The following is a 13,086-nucleotide window of genomic DNA, read 5'->3' as shown; positions in this document are numbered from 1 at the left end:
GAGCCGTTATGGCTTGACCGGACTGTACAGGATCCGAACCGGCTGCAGCCGCTGTTCGAGCCGTTCGATGATACGCTGATGGAGGCTTACCCTGTATCGGCTGCCGTAGGCAGCGTACGCAACGACTCGCCGTCCCTTATCGAACCGTTGGAAGCTGCGCAATAAGCTCGACTAGCGATTTAGCTGCCGCTTGGCACCTATTCAGCTGCCCATCCGCTTGTTGCTTTCGCCCGTACGGAGCCCTATTCGAGGCTACATTCGAGACAGCGATACGGCATCCCCGGCGAATCGAACAAAGGCGGCCCGCCGGGGCCGCCTCAGGTCATCCCGCTCGGCAGCAAACGCGCGTCCGGCATTCTTGTTACCGGAAGGTCGCCCATAGCTTGAGCAGATGAAACGTATTGTTCGGATCGATCTTCTGTCCGAGAATGAAAGCGATAATTTGCTCTTCCTGCGCCTCCGTCAGCTTCTCCGACAGTACGGCAGTCGCAGACTTCACCAGCTTGCGCACTTTGGCGCGGTCCTGCAAATCGTATTTGGTAACGTTCGCAAGCATTTGCTTCATCCGGTCCTTCACGACCGGATTTTTCATTTTGAACTTGACTCGCTCGACCAAGTCCGGACGGATTCCGTATTTCTGATAGCTCATGTGAAGCACCTCCAGCAGGCAGCGCGGCGATCGGCCCCGCAAGTGGCAATCGCTTATACATATGCGGGACACCCCCGGAAGTTGCCACCATTAATCGAGCTGTTCCCCTTGGAATAACGGATCCTGCAGCAGACGCTGGCGCAGTGACGCAAGCTCAGGTGACGTCCAGAAACCCTCGCCGCCCGCCAGCTCCGCTGCATCCTCGCGCGCCTCCTCAAGCGTCTCATAGTCAGCGACCATATCCGCCAGCTTGAAATCCGGCATGCCGCTTTGCTTCGTTCCGAAGAAATCGCCAGGCCCGCGCAGATCGAGATCCCGCCTTGCAACCTCGAAGCCGTCGTCCGTCTCCGTCATAACCTTCATCCGCTCGCGCCCCGTCTCCGATTTCGGATCGGCGACGAGAATGCAATGCGACTGGTGCTCGCCCCGTCCGACGCGACCGCGCAGCTGATGCAGCTGGGACAGACCGAACCGCTCTGCGTCGATAATGACCATGAGCGTCGCATTCGGAACGTCTACGCCGACTTCAACAACCGTCGTCGCGACAAGCACCTGCGTCTCGTTCGCGCCGAACGCGCGCATCGCCTCGTCCTTCTCGGACGTGTTCATCCGGCCGTGCAGCAAGCCCACCTTAAGGTTAGGAAGCGACATCGCAATCGTTGCGTGCATTTCGATCGCATTTTGCACATCCAGCTTCTCCGATTCCTCGATAAGCGGACAAATCACGTACGCCTGACGCCCTTGTGCCGCTTCCCGCTCGATAAACTCGAACACGCGGTCCATTGCAGACGGCTTTGTCCAATACGTCTTGATCGCCTTTCTTCCTTTGGGCCGCTCCTTCAGCGTCGAAACGTCCATATCGCCGAACGCCGTAATCGCCAGCGTGCGAGGAATCGGCGTAGCCGTCATCGTCAGCACGTCCGGATTCCAGCCCTTGCGCCGCAGCACGCTGCGCTGGTTGACGCCGAACCGGTGCTGCTCATCCGTCACAACGAGCCCCAGCGAACGAAACAATACATCGTCCTGAATAAGAGCATGCGTGCCGACCGCGATATCGATCAGACCCATCTGCAGGCCGGCTAATACATCCCGCCGCTTGCGGGCGGTCAGGCTGCCTGTCAGCAGTCCGACCTCTACGCCGGTCCCTTCGAACAGCCGCTGCAGCGAGCGCATATGCTGCTCCGCTAATATTTCGGTCGGCACCATAAGCGCGCCTTGGTGGCCCGTCTTGACGACAGCGTACAGCGCCGTCGCTGCAACGACCGTCTTGCCGGAGCCGACGTCGCCCTGCAGCAGCCGGTTCATGCTGTGCTTGTGCCGCATATCCTGCGTAATTTCGTTAATAACCTTCTTCTGGGAATCGGTCAACTCGAACGGAAGCTTCGCTGCGAACTCCCGGATGACGGCACTGTCGACTGGGAACGCCATTCCGTCTCCTCGCTCGCGGGTTAGCGAACGGTACGCCTGCAGCTTCAGTTGGAACCAGAACAGTTCCTCATACACCAGCCTGCGGCGTGCCGCCTGGCCTTCCGACGCCCCATCAGGATGATGGATGAGCATGACAGCGTTGCGGCGCGGCATAAGCCGATGCTTCGCGATAAGCGGCGCCGGCAAATTTTCTTCGATCAGATCGCCGAATTGCACAAGCGCCTGTCCGATCGTCTTGCGCATCCACGGCTGCGTCAAGCCGCCGCCAACCGAATATACCGGCTGCAGCGTTCCCGTGCGGGCCTTGCCCTTATCCGGGAATTCCGACTCCGAGACGGTCAAATGATGGCGTTGGCCGTCCCACTTGCCGGTCAGCGTAATCTCGCGGCCCAACGTTAATTGATCCTGCAGAAAAGCCCGGTTGAACCATACCGCCGTCACAAGAAAATGATCGACTTCCACTTTGCACGTCAACCTGTTTTTGCTGCGGCCGAACCGCGCAAGCGCCGGCATGCTCCGTATAAATCCTTGAACCGTAACCTTTTCCCCGTCTTTCACTTCCGTCAAATCCCGCAGCCGGTAATCCGCATACCGGAACGGGTAATAGTCCAGCAAGTCGGCGACCGTACGTACGCCAAAGGCGTGAAGCTCGCCTTCCTTCTGCGCGCTCACGCCCTTCACTTGCCGGACCGGTATTTGATCCAGCTTCATTCCTCTCACACCCTATGCATAAAAAGGCCTACCGTACCGGGACCGGCATGCGTGCCGATAACCGGACCGAGCTCGAATAAATATTCCAATGCGATGTTATACCGTTCCTTCATCATCACAGCCAACTCATCGGCCATCTCTCTGCGCTGTGCATAAGCGATCGTCATGACGAGCGGCTCCTGCTCCGTGAACGATTGGCCGATCAATTCGATGATACGCGCCATCGCCTTCTTCTGTCCGCGCACTTTATCGACAGACGTGACGAAGCCGTCATCGTCAATCGCCAATATCGGCTTAATGTTCAGCAGCGAGCCAAGCACCGCCGACGCTCTGCCGATTCGGCCGCCCTTCTGCAGAAATTCAAGCGTATCGACGAGAAAATAAATTTTCGTCTCAGCGCGCAGCCGCTCGACTTCCTGCAGAATTTCCTCCTTCGAGCAGCCTCTCTGCACCATCTCTGCCGCCCTGCGGACGAGAACCCCGATGCCGATGGACGCCGACTTGGAGTCGATCACCGTAATATCTGGTTCCGATCCGTCCGCCGTCTCGACCATCGTGCTGCCAATCACAGCCGATTGGTACGTACCGCTAAGCGAAGCGGACAAATGGATAGAAATAATGGTCGCGCCTGGCGTCTCCGCCAATATACGCTCGTACATCTCTTTGAATGAAAGCGTCGACGGCTGCGACGTCTTCGGCAACTGATGCGAGACGGCAAGCTTCGAATAAAACTCATCCGGTCCGATGGTGACAGAATCGAGGAACGATTCTTCTCCGAACAATACCTCAAGCGGCACCATCTCGACGCCTAGCGACTTGCGCAATTCAGCCGGCAAATCGGCCGTGCTGTCCGTCACAATTCGAATCGTTGACATTCGCGGCTCCTCCTTCTCTTCCTATTCGATTGCGAACACGTAAGGGTATAGCGGCTGCCCGCCTTCCAGCACCTCAAGCTCCACGTCTGGATGCTCCGCCTCGACCCACGCGGCAATCTGCTTCGTCACGCTGTCTTCGGAGTCTTCTCCGGTCAACACCGTAATCAAATCGCCGCCTTGCTCCAGCATGCTTCCTAGCAGCGTCCGGCATGCGTCCGCCATATCGGCTGTCGAGACGACGATCGCCTTCTCTTGAATGCCTATAAAATCGCCTTCGCGAATCGCTACTCCGTCGATCGACGTATCGCGAACCGCTTGCGTAATTTGACCGGAACGAACCGATTCGGCAGCGCGCTTCATCAACTCGCTGTTCCGCTCCTGCGACTCTTCATCACGGAAAGCGAGCGCAGCGGCGAGCCCTTGCGGCACTGTGCGGGTCGAAACAACGGATACGCTTCGTCCCGACAGCTCCGCTGCTTGCTCGGCTGCCAGAATAATGTTGCCGTTGTTCGGCAGCAGGAAGATATGTTCCGCAGGCAGTGCTTCAATCGCTTTCACGAAGTCTTCCGTGCTCGGATTCATCGTCTGGCCGCCCGACAGGACGATATCGACATTGTTGTCGAGCAAAATATCAGCGATGCCTTCGCCCATTGCAACGGCAATAATGCCGTACGGCGCATATTCATGCACCTGCTCAGGCGGCACCGTCTGCGGCGCAGCGCCTCCCGTCAGCACCTCTGCAGGTGCGAGAGCGTCGGATGGAGCCAGTTCATGTCCAGACAGCTCTTCTTCGCCTTCGAGCAGGTCACGGTGCTGCTCGCGCATATTCAAAATCCGAATATCGATCAGTTCGCCATACGGCAGCGCCTGGTTAAGAACATCTCCCGGCTTGCGCGAGTGGACGTGAACTTTAATAATATCGTCGCTCTCGATAATAATAATGGAATCGCCGTCCTTCGCCAGCGCATCCTTGAACCGTCCTTCATGGAAGGAAGGTGCGGTGCGGCTAGCGCGTGTCCGGTCGATGAAAAACTCCATGTCGTACAGGAACTCAATATCTTCTGTAGACAGACGAGATTGCGCGGACGCTTGACGGCCGCTCGGAGCTGCCAGGCGCGCCGCATTGAAACGGTCAGCCATCCCCACATCTTCCGGCATTGCCGCTTCCGTCGCAAACGGCTCCTCCGCATGCATATCCGACGACAATGCGCGGACAAATCCCTCATAAATATAGACGAGCCCTTGGCCGCCGGAATCGACAACGCCAACCTGCTTCAGCACCGGCAATTGATCCGGCGTCCGCAATAGCGCCTCGTGCGCTTTCGAATGCACTTCGCGCATCAGCTCGTCCGCACTGCCGATACGGCGGGCAATTTGAACGGCATGTTTCGCTGCTTCACGCGCAACGGTTAAGATCGTACCCTCTACCGGTTTCACGACTGCCTTGTAAGCCAGGTCGACGCCGTGTTGAAGCGCCGCAGCCAGCTGCATCGCATCGGCTTGCTCAACCGCTGCAAGCGACCGGGCAAATCCGCGGAACAATTGGGATAAAATAACGCCGGAGTTACCGCGCGCACCCATCAGCAGTCCCTTGGACAGCGCCTCTACCGCCTTGCCAAGATGCGGCGACGGCTTGCTCTGCAGCTCTTTCATCCCCGAGGCCATCGTTAAATTCATATTCGTTCCGGTATCGCCGTCCGGCACCGGGAACACGTTCAATGCATTCACCCGCTCTGCGTTGCGATGCAAATGTTCAGCCCCGGCTGCCGCCATACGGGCAAAATCGTTTCCATTAATCATGCGCTTGCTCAACAAAGATTCCCCTTCCCGCCTACTTAAGTACCCTGACACCCTGCACAAATATATGAACCTGGTCTACTTCTAGACCGATAACATCATTGAGCACGTATTTCACTTTTGTTTGAATATTATGCGCGACTTCGGATATTTTGGTTCCGTAGCTTACAATAATGTGCAAGTCGATGAGCAGCCGCTCATTCTCATGCCTGACTTCGACTCCGCGGGACAAATTGTCCCGGCCGAGCAGCTCGGCTATTCCGTCCTTCAGCTGCTTACGGGAAGCCATTCCGACAAGCCCATAGCATTCCAGCGCGGCAGAGCCTGCAAGGACCGCGATGCAATCATCCGTTATCATTACTTTTCCGAGCTCGGTGCTCAGCTGCAGTGGCATGGAAATTCGCTCCTTTTCCTTATGCATCTCTAAGTGGACTTTTCAACCATTGTACTATAAACAGTGTCGATTATGAAGAAGAACGGCGACACTGCTCATATTCCGATATGAAAACGCATCCATACAAGGGCAGAGCGTTGCCCTTGTCATAACATTTATTCAGACTTTCATCATTTCCGGAGCGATTCCGGCCGCTATACGGCGGTTTGGCCCCGCATTCGTTAATGAAACGAAGGAATGATCGCACTAACGACATTTTACACTGATTATCGACAAGAAGCTATACAAACATATCCGAAATGAGCAGTGAAACGGTCGAATTGGTTAGGCACAGGACTAGACAAAGAAAAGACAGTTGTGATACGATACTTAAGTATGTTTATATGCGCTTCGTATCAGAAGCTATTGCCAATGAAGACGTATGACCAGCGACATTTCAGCGGAAGCTTTCTATGCTGCTATGCTCCGCAAGTGAGCGGATTTTACGTAAGCCGTATGCTCCGCGTTGATTAAGGAGGTGTATCCATGTCTCGCAAATGTGCAATTACGGGTAAAGCGCCAAGCACGGGCAACCACGTTTCCCACGCGAACAACAAGAACCGTCGTTCTTGGGGCGTTAACGTACAAAAAGTGCGTATCCTAGTCGACGGCAAACCGAAACGCGTATGGGTTAGCGCCCGCGCGCTGAAATCGGGTAAAGTAACCCGCGTATAATAAGGCCGGCCAATAGGCCGTACTTGACGGAAGACCGCGTCCTAGGGCGCGGTCTTTTTGTCGTATCCGTGCATTATGCGCCCAGCCTCCGGTTCAGCCTGTCACCATAACAATACAAAACGCCCGCATTCGATCATCACAATCGGAATACAGGCGGTTTAACAATCGTATTCATTATGTTACAAGAAACCGGATGCGCATGCGGCACTAGAGGGTATGCTCACAAGTTGGCGCGTCCGGAACACCCCCTCATCGCCATTGTCCACGATCGTACTATCGCCCGGCTCGGCCGCTGTCAGTTTTTTTGGAACGTATTCAAGATGGCCTTGACGAAGCCGCCCAGAAACTTCGGCAGCTTGATCGTGTAAAATTTCATGCCCCATCCCTCCTCAAACGCGCTCATCGGATGATCGACGCCTCAATACGCACACTAGGTGGCAGGAACCTCGATTCTTCGCGGAACCATCGTTCATGTAACCATACTATGCATAAGCAAGTCGTCCTATTCCAGCGCGCAGAAGGCCTAGCCGGCCGCGGGAAGCGGGTTGTCGCGTACATATGTAACCATTGTAAAAATAGTCGTGAGCAACAAATACCAGATGATCGAAAGGATAACGAACCATACACGCGGCTTCAACCGGTCCACTCTGCTGAATACACGCAGACCGATAATAAAAGCGAGCAGTGAGAATACAAAATGAATCGGGCCGCTGATCGAAGCGAACAGCGCCAGACAAAGGCCGCATAAAAAGCTGAATAACGAGATGAACAGGGCAGTACGAGTCTTGTTCTCCTCGTCCAAATCTCTTAAGTCTTTCATCGAACTGTTGCCCTCCTTCATTATAGACGAAAAGCCGGCTTACAGCCGGCTGCAATCAAACGAATTATCGAAGCGACGCTACTGCGCTACTGCGGTCCGCCGCGCCGTACACATAGTTGCCGGCAACAAGCACGTTTGCTCCCGCGTCGCGAACGAGCGGAGCCGTCTCTGCGTTAATGCCGCCGTCGACTTGAACATGCATATGGCTAAGTCCACGCTCCTGCAGTATGCCGCGAAGCTGGCGCAGGCGGTTAACCGATTGCGGAATAAATTTCTGGCCGCCGAAGCCCGGGTTAACCGTCATGAGCAGCACAAGATCGAGATCGTCGAGCACCGGCTCGACAGCTGACAGCGGCGTACCGGGATTAAGGGCGACGCCTGCCGGCAGCCCCAGCTCTTTGATTTGATGCACGACGCGGTGCAGATGGACGCAAGCTTCGGCATGAACGGTAATGCGGTCCGCTCCCGCCCTAGCGAATGCTTCCAAATACTGCTCGGGCCGCTCGATCATCAGATGCACATCGAACGGAAGCTTTGTATAGGAACGTATGGACTGAATGACGATGGGACCGAACGTCATATTCGGTACGAAATGCCCGTCCATTACATCAATATGGATCCAATCCCCTCCGGCTTTCTCTGCTGATTGAACATCTTCCCCAAGCTTCGAGAAATCGGCCGATAGGATGGACGGCGCAATAATGGTCATACGTTTAGTACCTCCGCTTCTTCTCTCTCATCTCTTCCATGAATAACACGTAATTCGCATGCCGTCCGGCATCGACGCTGCCTTCAGCTAACGCTTGAAGGACGGCGCAGGCAGGCTCATGCACATGTGTACAGCCTCTAAACTTGCAAGACGGCGCAAGCTCCCGCATCTCGCGGAAACAATAGCCGAGATCCTCGATGCCAAGCTCTGCAAAATCAAGCTGGCTGAAGCCCGGTGTATCCGCAACGAAGCTTCTGCCGCCGAGATCGATCAGCTCGACATGGCGGGTCGTATGCTTACCGCGCCCGAGACGGTCGCTAATCGCGTTCGTCTCCAGCGTAAGCCCCGGCACAAGCGCGTTAAGCAGCGATGACTTGCCGACGCCGGATTGGCCGGCGAATACCGACAGACGGCCGCTGAGCTTGTCTCTCAGTTGATCGCAGCCTTCGGTATGACGCGAGCTTGTCTCGAACACCTCGTACCCCATCGGCTCATACACCGATCGGACGCGGCGAAGCGCCTCGCGGGCCGAGTCGCCGGCCGATCCTTCCGTCTGGGCAAGATCGCTCTTGCTCAGGCAGATTGCCGTCTCCAAACCGGCATGCTCGATATGAACAAGAAACTTATCGAGCAGAATGAAGCTAAGCTCTGGTTCGGTTACCGAAAAGACAAGCACCGCCAGCTCAATGTTCGCCACTGGCGGCCGTATCAGCTCCGAGGAGCGGGGCGCGATTTCTTCGACCGCGCCTTCGCCGTTATCGGTTAGCGTATAACCGACGCGGTCGCCGACGAGCGGCGATACGCCCCGTTTTTTGAAAATGCCGCGCGCTCTGCACTGCACCGTCTCAGCCTGCGGATCTGCAGGCTGGACGTAGTAGTAGCCGGCGAGCGCTTTGACAATCGTACCTTGCAAATAATTATTGGTTGCCATCTGGTTGGTTATCCTCACTTCCGGCACCTGGATCGACATTCGTCGTCGCTGGGTCTGCCGGCGTTTGCTCCGTGCCGCCCGTTGGCTGATCCGTCACAGGCGGATTTTCTTTGCCCGGAATCGTCTGGTCGCTTGAACCCGTTCCGCTGTCGATCGTGATCGTGAATGAATCAACGAGCTGATTGTCCCGGAACACCGTTACGGTCGCATCCTTATTCGGCGACACGATGACGTTGAAGGAGAACCGCTGCGTATCTTTAATTTTTTTCTTGCCCCATTCTATATTCTCGCCTGTTGCATCGGAGTAGACGATACGAATTTCGCTCGTTGTCCCCGCTTGAGCCGGCGAGATAAGAAGGTTAACCGGCTTCTGGCGCGCGTCCGGCGGCAAGCCTGAGCTGACCGTAATGGACACTTCGGCCCCCTTGCCGACTTCCTCGCCTTCTTTATAAGGGAACTGGAAAATGACTTTGCCTTCTGGTTCATAGCTTGGCTCGCGGACGATATTTGCCTCCGAAAGCTTCAGCCCTTTCTGGCTGAGAATCACTTTCGCCTCTGCTTCCTTCAAGCCGACGAGACCCGGCATCACGACCGTTTCCTGCCCCTTGCTTACTTTAAAGGTAACCGTTACGGTCTTCGGATCGAATTGTTCATTCGCCGCAGGGATTTGCGAGATGATCGTGCCCGCTTCCTGATCGCTGAATACGGGTTCGTTCTTCACTCGGCTGCCTTCTACGCCGAGCGCGGCAAGATCTTCGGTTGCCGAATTAAGCGATTGGCCCTTAAAGTCGGTCATCGTCTCCAGTTCGGCTCCTTTGCTGATATACAGCTTGATGAGCGCGCCTTCCTTCACCTTCATTTTCGCTTTCGACTGATCGTAGACGAACCCAGGTTCGAAGTCAGGATTAAACTCGCGAATAATCGGCTCCTCGACGAGTAGACCGGCGTCTTCAATCGCTTTGACCGCATCATCTTCGCTCATGTTGACGACATACGGCACTTCGACCTCCGGAACATCGAAACTGTTGGAAACCGCCCGAACGCCGAAATAAAGACCGGCGATTAGGACAAGCGTCACGATAATCATCGGCATAGGACGCTTCCACCAAGGCTTCTTAGGCTCGTCCTCCCATTCAACGGACTGCGTGTTCGCCGTTCCAGCAGCGGAAGGGGTACGCTCCTGCGAGGCACGCTCCTCCGACGCCGCGCGGACCGTTGCTGCGCTTTGCCGGATAGCCGGCATTACGCGTGTTGCATCCATATCGTCCGCAAGGTTGACGAACGTCGCTTTCGGCTCGTGCAGCCGTTCAGGCGATAAGCAGCTATCGAGATCGCGAAACATTTCTCCGGCGGACGAATACCGCTCGTTCGGATTTTTGCGCATTGCACGGAGGATGACATTCTCGACGCTTTGCGGAATAAGCGGGTTGATCGTTCGCGGTTCGATGAACGACTCCTGCAAATGCTTAAGAGCTACGCTGATCGGGCTTTCGCCGTGAAACGGCAGCTTGCCCGTCAGCATCTGGTACAGAACGATGCCGAGCGAATACAAATCCGACTTCTCGCCCGTCGGCGTCCCTTTCGCATGCTCCGGAGAAAAATAATGAACGGAGCCTACGACGGAGCCTGTCTGCGTTATCGTCGATGCCGTAACCGCACGCGCGATGCCGAAGTCGGTCACTTTCACTCTGCCGTTCTTGCCGATGAGTATGTTATGCGGCTTAATATCGCGATGAATAATTTGATTCTGGTGCGCGTTCTCAAGAGCGTCGCATATTTGCGCCGCGATATGTACAGCTTCTTCCGGCTGCAGCGGCGCTCTGTCGTGAATAATTTCATTAAGATTGTTGCCTTCAACATATTCCATGACGATATAATGCACTTCGTCCTCTTGTCCGACATCATAGATACTGACGACATTCGGATGCGAGAGCGATGCGGCCGATTGCGCCTCACGCCGGAAGCGCCGGATAAATTCCTCGTCGTGAACGAATTGCTGACGCAGCACTTTGACTGCTACCTTCCGGTTGAGCAGCACGTCATGCGCCTTATAGACAAGCGCCATGCCGCCGCCGCCAATCCGGGATATGATTTCGTAGCGTCCTCCAAGTTCATGTCCGATCATATCCGTCACTCCTCCCGTTTCTGCCTAGCGTCGCCTTGCACGAGGACGACGGTAATGTTATCATCGCCGCCTGCTTGGAGCGCCAGTTGAACGAGACGTTCCGCCTTGCCGTCAAGATCAATCGTCTCGGTCTGCAGCGTCGTCAGCATTTGATCATGGCTTACCATATCGGTTAGCCCGTCGCTGCACAGCAGCAAAATATCTGCCGCTTGCAGCGCAAATACCGATACATCAGCCTCTACCGCCGGGTCTGTGCCGACGGCGCGCATGATGACGTTGCGACGCGGATGAACGGCTGCTTCCTCAGCCGTAATTTGTCCAGATTTCAACAGCTCATTCACGAGCGTATGATCGTCGGTGAGCAGCGTCAAACCGTCCGCGTCTAATTGATAGATGCGGCTGTCGCCGACGTGGGCGACGATGGCCCGGCCATCGTCCACGACGGCAATAATGACCGTCGTCCCCATGTTGCTGTAACGCTCGTTGCGCGAGGCCGTATCATACACGACTTCATTCGCTTGCTTGATCGCTTCGCGCAGCAGCGCCTCGCATTCCTGTTCCGGCATGCCTGGCGTAACCGCGCGCAGCGAATCACGCAGCGAATCGACCGTCATCCGGCTCGCAACCTCTCCTGCAAGATGGCCGCCCATGCCGTCCGCCACAACGGCTACCACCACGCCGCCTTCGAGTTCTTCCACCCAATAGCTGTCCTCGTTTACTTGTCGGACGCGTCCGATATCCGTCCGGTTAGCCGTAATCAAATCCGGATCACCTCGCCGTGGATTCCATATGCTTCGCCCGCAGCTGGCCGCAAGCGGCCGCGATATCGTGGCCTTGCTCTCTGCGAATCGTCGCGTTGATTTTGTTCTTCTCGAGAATGCGCTGGAATTCGAAAATATCGTCGCGCGGCGTACGCACGTAGTCGCGCTCCGGCACATGGTTAACCGGTATCAGGTTGACATGGCACAGCATGCCCTGCAGCACCTGGGCCAGCTCCTCCGCATGCTCCGCACGGTCGTTCACGCCGCCGATAAGCGCGTATTCGAACGTGACGCGGCGGCCGGTCTTCGCAATATAGTAACGAAGCGACTCCATAACGTCGTTGAACGGGAACCGCCGGTTGACCGGCATCAGCTTCGAGCGAAGCGCATCGTTCGGCGCGTGAATCGAGATCGCAAGATTAATCTGCGTATTCTCATCCGCAAACCGGTAAATGCTCGGCACGATGCCGCTTGTCGACACTGTAATGTGCCGCTGCCCGATGTTCAGACCCTTCTCATGAATCATGATACGCAAAAAATTCATCGTTGGATCATAATTTTCGAACGGCTCGCCAGTACCCATAATAACGATACTCGACACGCGTTCGTTCGTTGCATCCAGCAGCTGCTGAGCCCATACGACCTGTGCTACGATCTCGCCAGCCGTTAGATTGCGCTTCAAGCCGCCAAGCGTCGATGCGCAGAATGTGCAGCCGACACGGCAGCCGACCTGCGTCGTAACGCAAATGCTGTTGCCGTAATTGTGGCGCATAATAACGGTCTCGATTGCATGGTTGTCATGCAGGCCGAACAGAAACTTGACCGTTCCGTCCTTCGATTCGAACTTTGTTATTTCCGACAGCGTCACGAACGCGAATTGATCCTCTAACTTGGTCCGAAGCCCCTTCGGAAGGTTCGACATCTCTTCAAAGCTGCGTACCCGTTTCACATAAAGCCAATCAAATAGCTGGCCGGCGCGGAAAGCAGGCTCTCCGTTGTCCTTCATCCATTGCTGCAATTCCTCCAGCGTGTAGTCGTATATGAAAGGTTTCTCCGGCAGTACGATTTCTTTTGCCATCTTGTTTATCACACCTACGTCTTTAAAATAAGGCGGACGCGATTCATCGCATCCGCTGTCGTATAGTTTACCACAAACGCCCATGCCAGACCAC

The 13,086-nt window shown here is 55.6% G+C and carries 13 protein-coding genes; 1 reads left to right on the top strand and 12 read right to left on the bottom strand.

Features of this window, described 5'->3' with window-relative positions; translation table 11 throughout:
• Positions 1-361 precede the first annotated feature (361 nt).
• The 5 genes from PKO01S_RS24935 to PKO01S_RS24915 all read right to left on the bottom strand — a co-directional run bounded on the left by PKO01S_RS24935 (position 362) and on the right by PKO01S_RS24915 (position 5,854).
• Entirely contained in the window at positions 362-649 is a 288-nt protein-coding gene (locus PKO01S_RS24935) for a stage VI sporulation protein F (RefSeq protein WP_127534160.1), read from the bottom strand.
• A gap of 90 nt (positions 650-739) precedes the next feature.
• Positions 740-2,788 (bottom strand): ATP-dependent DNA helicase RecG, encoded by a 2,049-nt coding sequence (gene recG, locus PKO01S_RS24930; protein ID WP_127534159.1) that lies wholly within the window; start codon positions 2,786-2,788, stop codon positions 740-742.
• 5 nt (positions 2,789-2,793) lie between these two features.
• Positions 2,794-3,663: a DegV family protein gene (locus tag PKO01S_RS24925; protein WP_127534158.1), complete on the bottom strand. Its 870-nt coding sequence runs from the start codon at positions 3,661-3,663 to the stop codon at positions 2,794-2,796.
• A 21-nt stretch (positions 3,664-3,684) separates the two neighbouring features.
• Positions 3,685-5,463 (bottom strand): DAK2 domain-containing protein, encoded by a 1,779-nt coding sequence (locus tag PKO01S_RS24920; RefSeq protein ID WP_127534162.1) that lies wholly within the window; start codon positions 5,461-5,463, stop codon positions 3,685-3,687.
• A gap of 31 nt (positions 5,464-5,494) precedes the next feature.
• Positions 5,495-5,854: an Asp23/Gls24 family envelope stress response protein gene (locus tag PKO01S_RS24915; RefSeq protein ID WP_127534157.1), complete on the bottom strand. Its 360-nt coding sequence runs from the start codon at positions 5,852-5,854 to the stop codon at positions 5,495-5,497.
• A gap of 525 nt (positions 5,855-6,379) precedes the next feature.
• On the opposite strand from PKO01S_RS24915, the gene rpmB reads away from it, so the two are divergent.
• The gene (gene rpmB, locus PKO01S_RS24910; protein WP_127534156.1) at positions 6,380-6,568 is read left to right on the top strand and encodes a 50S ribosomal protein L28; all 189 of its coding nucleotides are present in this window, start codon (positions 6,380-6,382) and stop codon (positions 6,566-6,568) included.
• Positions 6,569-6,863: 295 nt separating this feature from the next.
• Here rpmB and spoVM read toward each other — a convergent pair whose 3' ends face one another.
• The 7 genes from spoVM to rlmN form a co-directional block, all read right to left on the bottom strand.
• Positions 6,864-6,944 carry a stage V sporulation protein SpoVM gene (gene spoVM / locus PKO01S_RS24905; protein WP_010345573.1) on the bottom strand — a complete coding sequence of 27 codons (81 nt, stop codon included), beginning with the start codon at positions 6,942-6,944 and terminating at the stop codon, positions 6,864-6,866.
• Positions 6,945-7,091: 147 nt separating this feature from the next.
• Complete coding sequence (locus tag PKO01S_RS24900; protein ID WP_127534155.1) at positions 7,092-7,388, bottom strand: hypothetical protein; 297 nt, start codon at positions 7,386-7,388, stop codon at positions 7,092-7,094.
• A gap of 64 nt (positions 7,389-7,452) precedes the next feature.
• The gene (gene rpe / locus PKO01S_RS24895) at positions 7,453-8,097 is read right to left on the bottom strand and encodes a ribulose-phosphate 3-epimerase (protein WP_127534154.1); all 645 of its coding nucleotides are present in this window, start codon (positions 8,095-8,097) and stop codon (positions 7,453-7,455) included.
• 4 nt (positions 8,098-8,101) lie between these two features.
• Entirely contained in the window at positions 8,102-9,028 is a 927-nt protein-coding gene (gene rsgA, locus PKO01S_RS24890; protein ID WP_127534153.1) for a ribosome small subunit-dependent GTPase A, read from the bottom strand.
• Positions 9,015-11,153, bottom strand: a complete 2,139-nt coding sequence (pknB, locus tag PKO01S_RS24885; RefSeq protein ID WP_127534152.1) for a Stk1 family PASTA domain-containing Ser/Thr kinase — start codon at positions 11,151-11,153, stop codon at positions 9,015-9,017. Before pknB ends, rsgA begins: the two co-directional genes overlap by 14 nt.
• A 5-nt stretch (positions 11,154-11,158) precedes the next feature.
• Positions 11,159-11,914: a Stp1/IreP family PP2C-type Ser/Thr phosphatase gene (locus PKO01S_RS24880; protein ID WP_127534151.1), complete on the bottom strand. Its 756-nt coding sequence runs from the start codon at positions 11,912-11,914 to the stop codon at positions 11,159-11,161.
• A gap of 7 nt (positions 11,915-11,921) precedes the next feature.
• Positions 11,922-12,992, bottom strand: a complete 1,071-nt coding sequence (gene rlmN, locus PKO01S_RS24875) for a 23S rRNA (adenine(2503)-C(2))-methyltransferase RlmN (RefSeq protein ID WP_174818609.1) — start codon at positions 12,990-12,992, stop codon at positions 11,922-11,924.
• Between the last annotated feature and the right edge of the window lie 94 nt (positions 12,993-13,086).

The organism is Paenibacillus kobensis NBRC 15729, from assembly GCF_004000825.1.
GTDB lineage: Bacteria > Bacillota > Bacilli > Paenibacillales > Paenibacillaceae > Paenibacillus_T > Paenibacillus_T kobensis.
The sequence above is the reverse complement of the archived record's forward strand: the minus strand, read 5'-3'. Positions and strand labels throughout refer to the sequence as shown.

What these genes read in the sequence shown, in the direction of transcription:
- PKO01S_RS24935 (WP_127534160.1), bottom strand. Translation starts at nt 649, where the DNA reads ATGAGCTATCAGAAATACGGAATCCGTCCGGACTTGGTCGAGCGAGTC.
- recG (WP_127534159.1), bottom strand. Translation starts at nt 2,788, where the DNA reads ATGAAGCTGGATCAAATACCGGTCCGGCAAGTGAAGGGCGTGAGCGCG.
- PKO01S_RS24925 (WP_127534158.1), bottom strand. Translation starts at nt 3,663, where the DNA reads ATGTCAACGATTCGAATTGTGACGGACAGCACGGCCGATTTGCCGGCT.
- PKO01S_RS24920 (WP_127534162.1), bottom strand. Translation starts at nt 5,463, where the DNA reads ATGATTAATGGAAACGATTTTGCCCGTATGGCGGCAGCCGGGGCTGAA.
- PKO01S_RS24915 (WP_127534157.1), bottom strand. Translation starts at nt 5,854, where the DNA reads ATGCCACTGCAGCTGAGCACCGAGCTCGGAAAAGTAATGATAACGGAT.
- rpmB (WP_127534156.1), top strand. Translation starts at nt 6,380, where the DNA reads ATGTCTCGCAAATGTGCAATTACGGGTAAAGCGCCAAGCACGGGCAAC.
- spoVM (WP_010345573.1), bottom strand. Translation starts at nt 6,944, where the DNA reads ATGAAATTTTACACGATCAAGCTGCCGAAGTTTCTGGGCGGCTTCGTC.
- PKO01S_RS24900 (WP_127534155.1), bottom strand. Translation starts at nt 7,388, where the DNA reads ATGAAAGACTTAAGAGATTTGGACGAGGAGAACAAGACTCGTACTGCC.
- rpe (WP_127534154.1), bottom strand. Translation starts at nt 8,097, where the DNA reads ATGACCATTATTGCGCCGTCCATCCTATCGGCCGATTTCTCGAAGCTT.
- rsgA (WP_127534153.1), bottom strand. Translation starts at nt 9,028, where the DNA reads ATGGCAACCAATAATTATTTGCAAGGTACGATTGTCAAAGCGCTCGCC.
- pknB (WP_127534152.1), bottom strand. Translation starts at nt 11,153, where the DNA reads ATGATCGGACATGAACTTGGAGGACGCTACGAAATCATATCCCGGATT.
- rlmN (WP_174818609.1), bottom strand. Translation starts at nt 12,992, where the DNA reads ATGGCAAAAGAAATCGTACTGCCGGAGAAACCTTTCATATACGACTAC.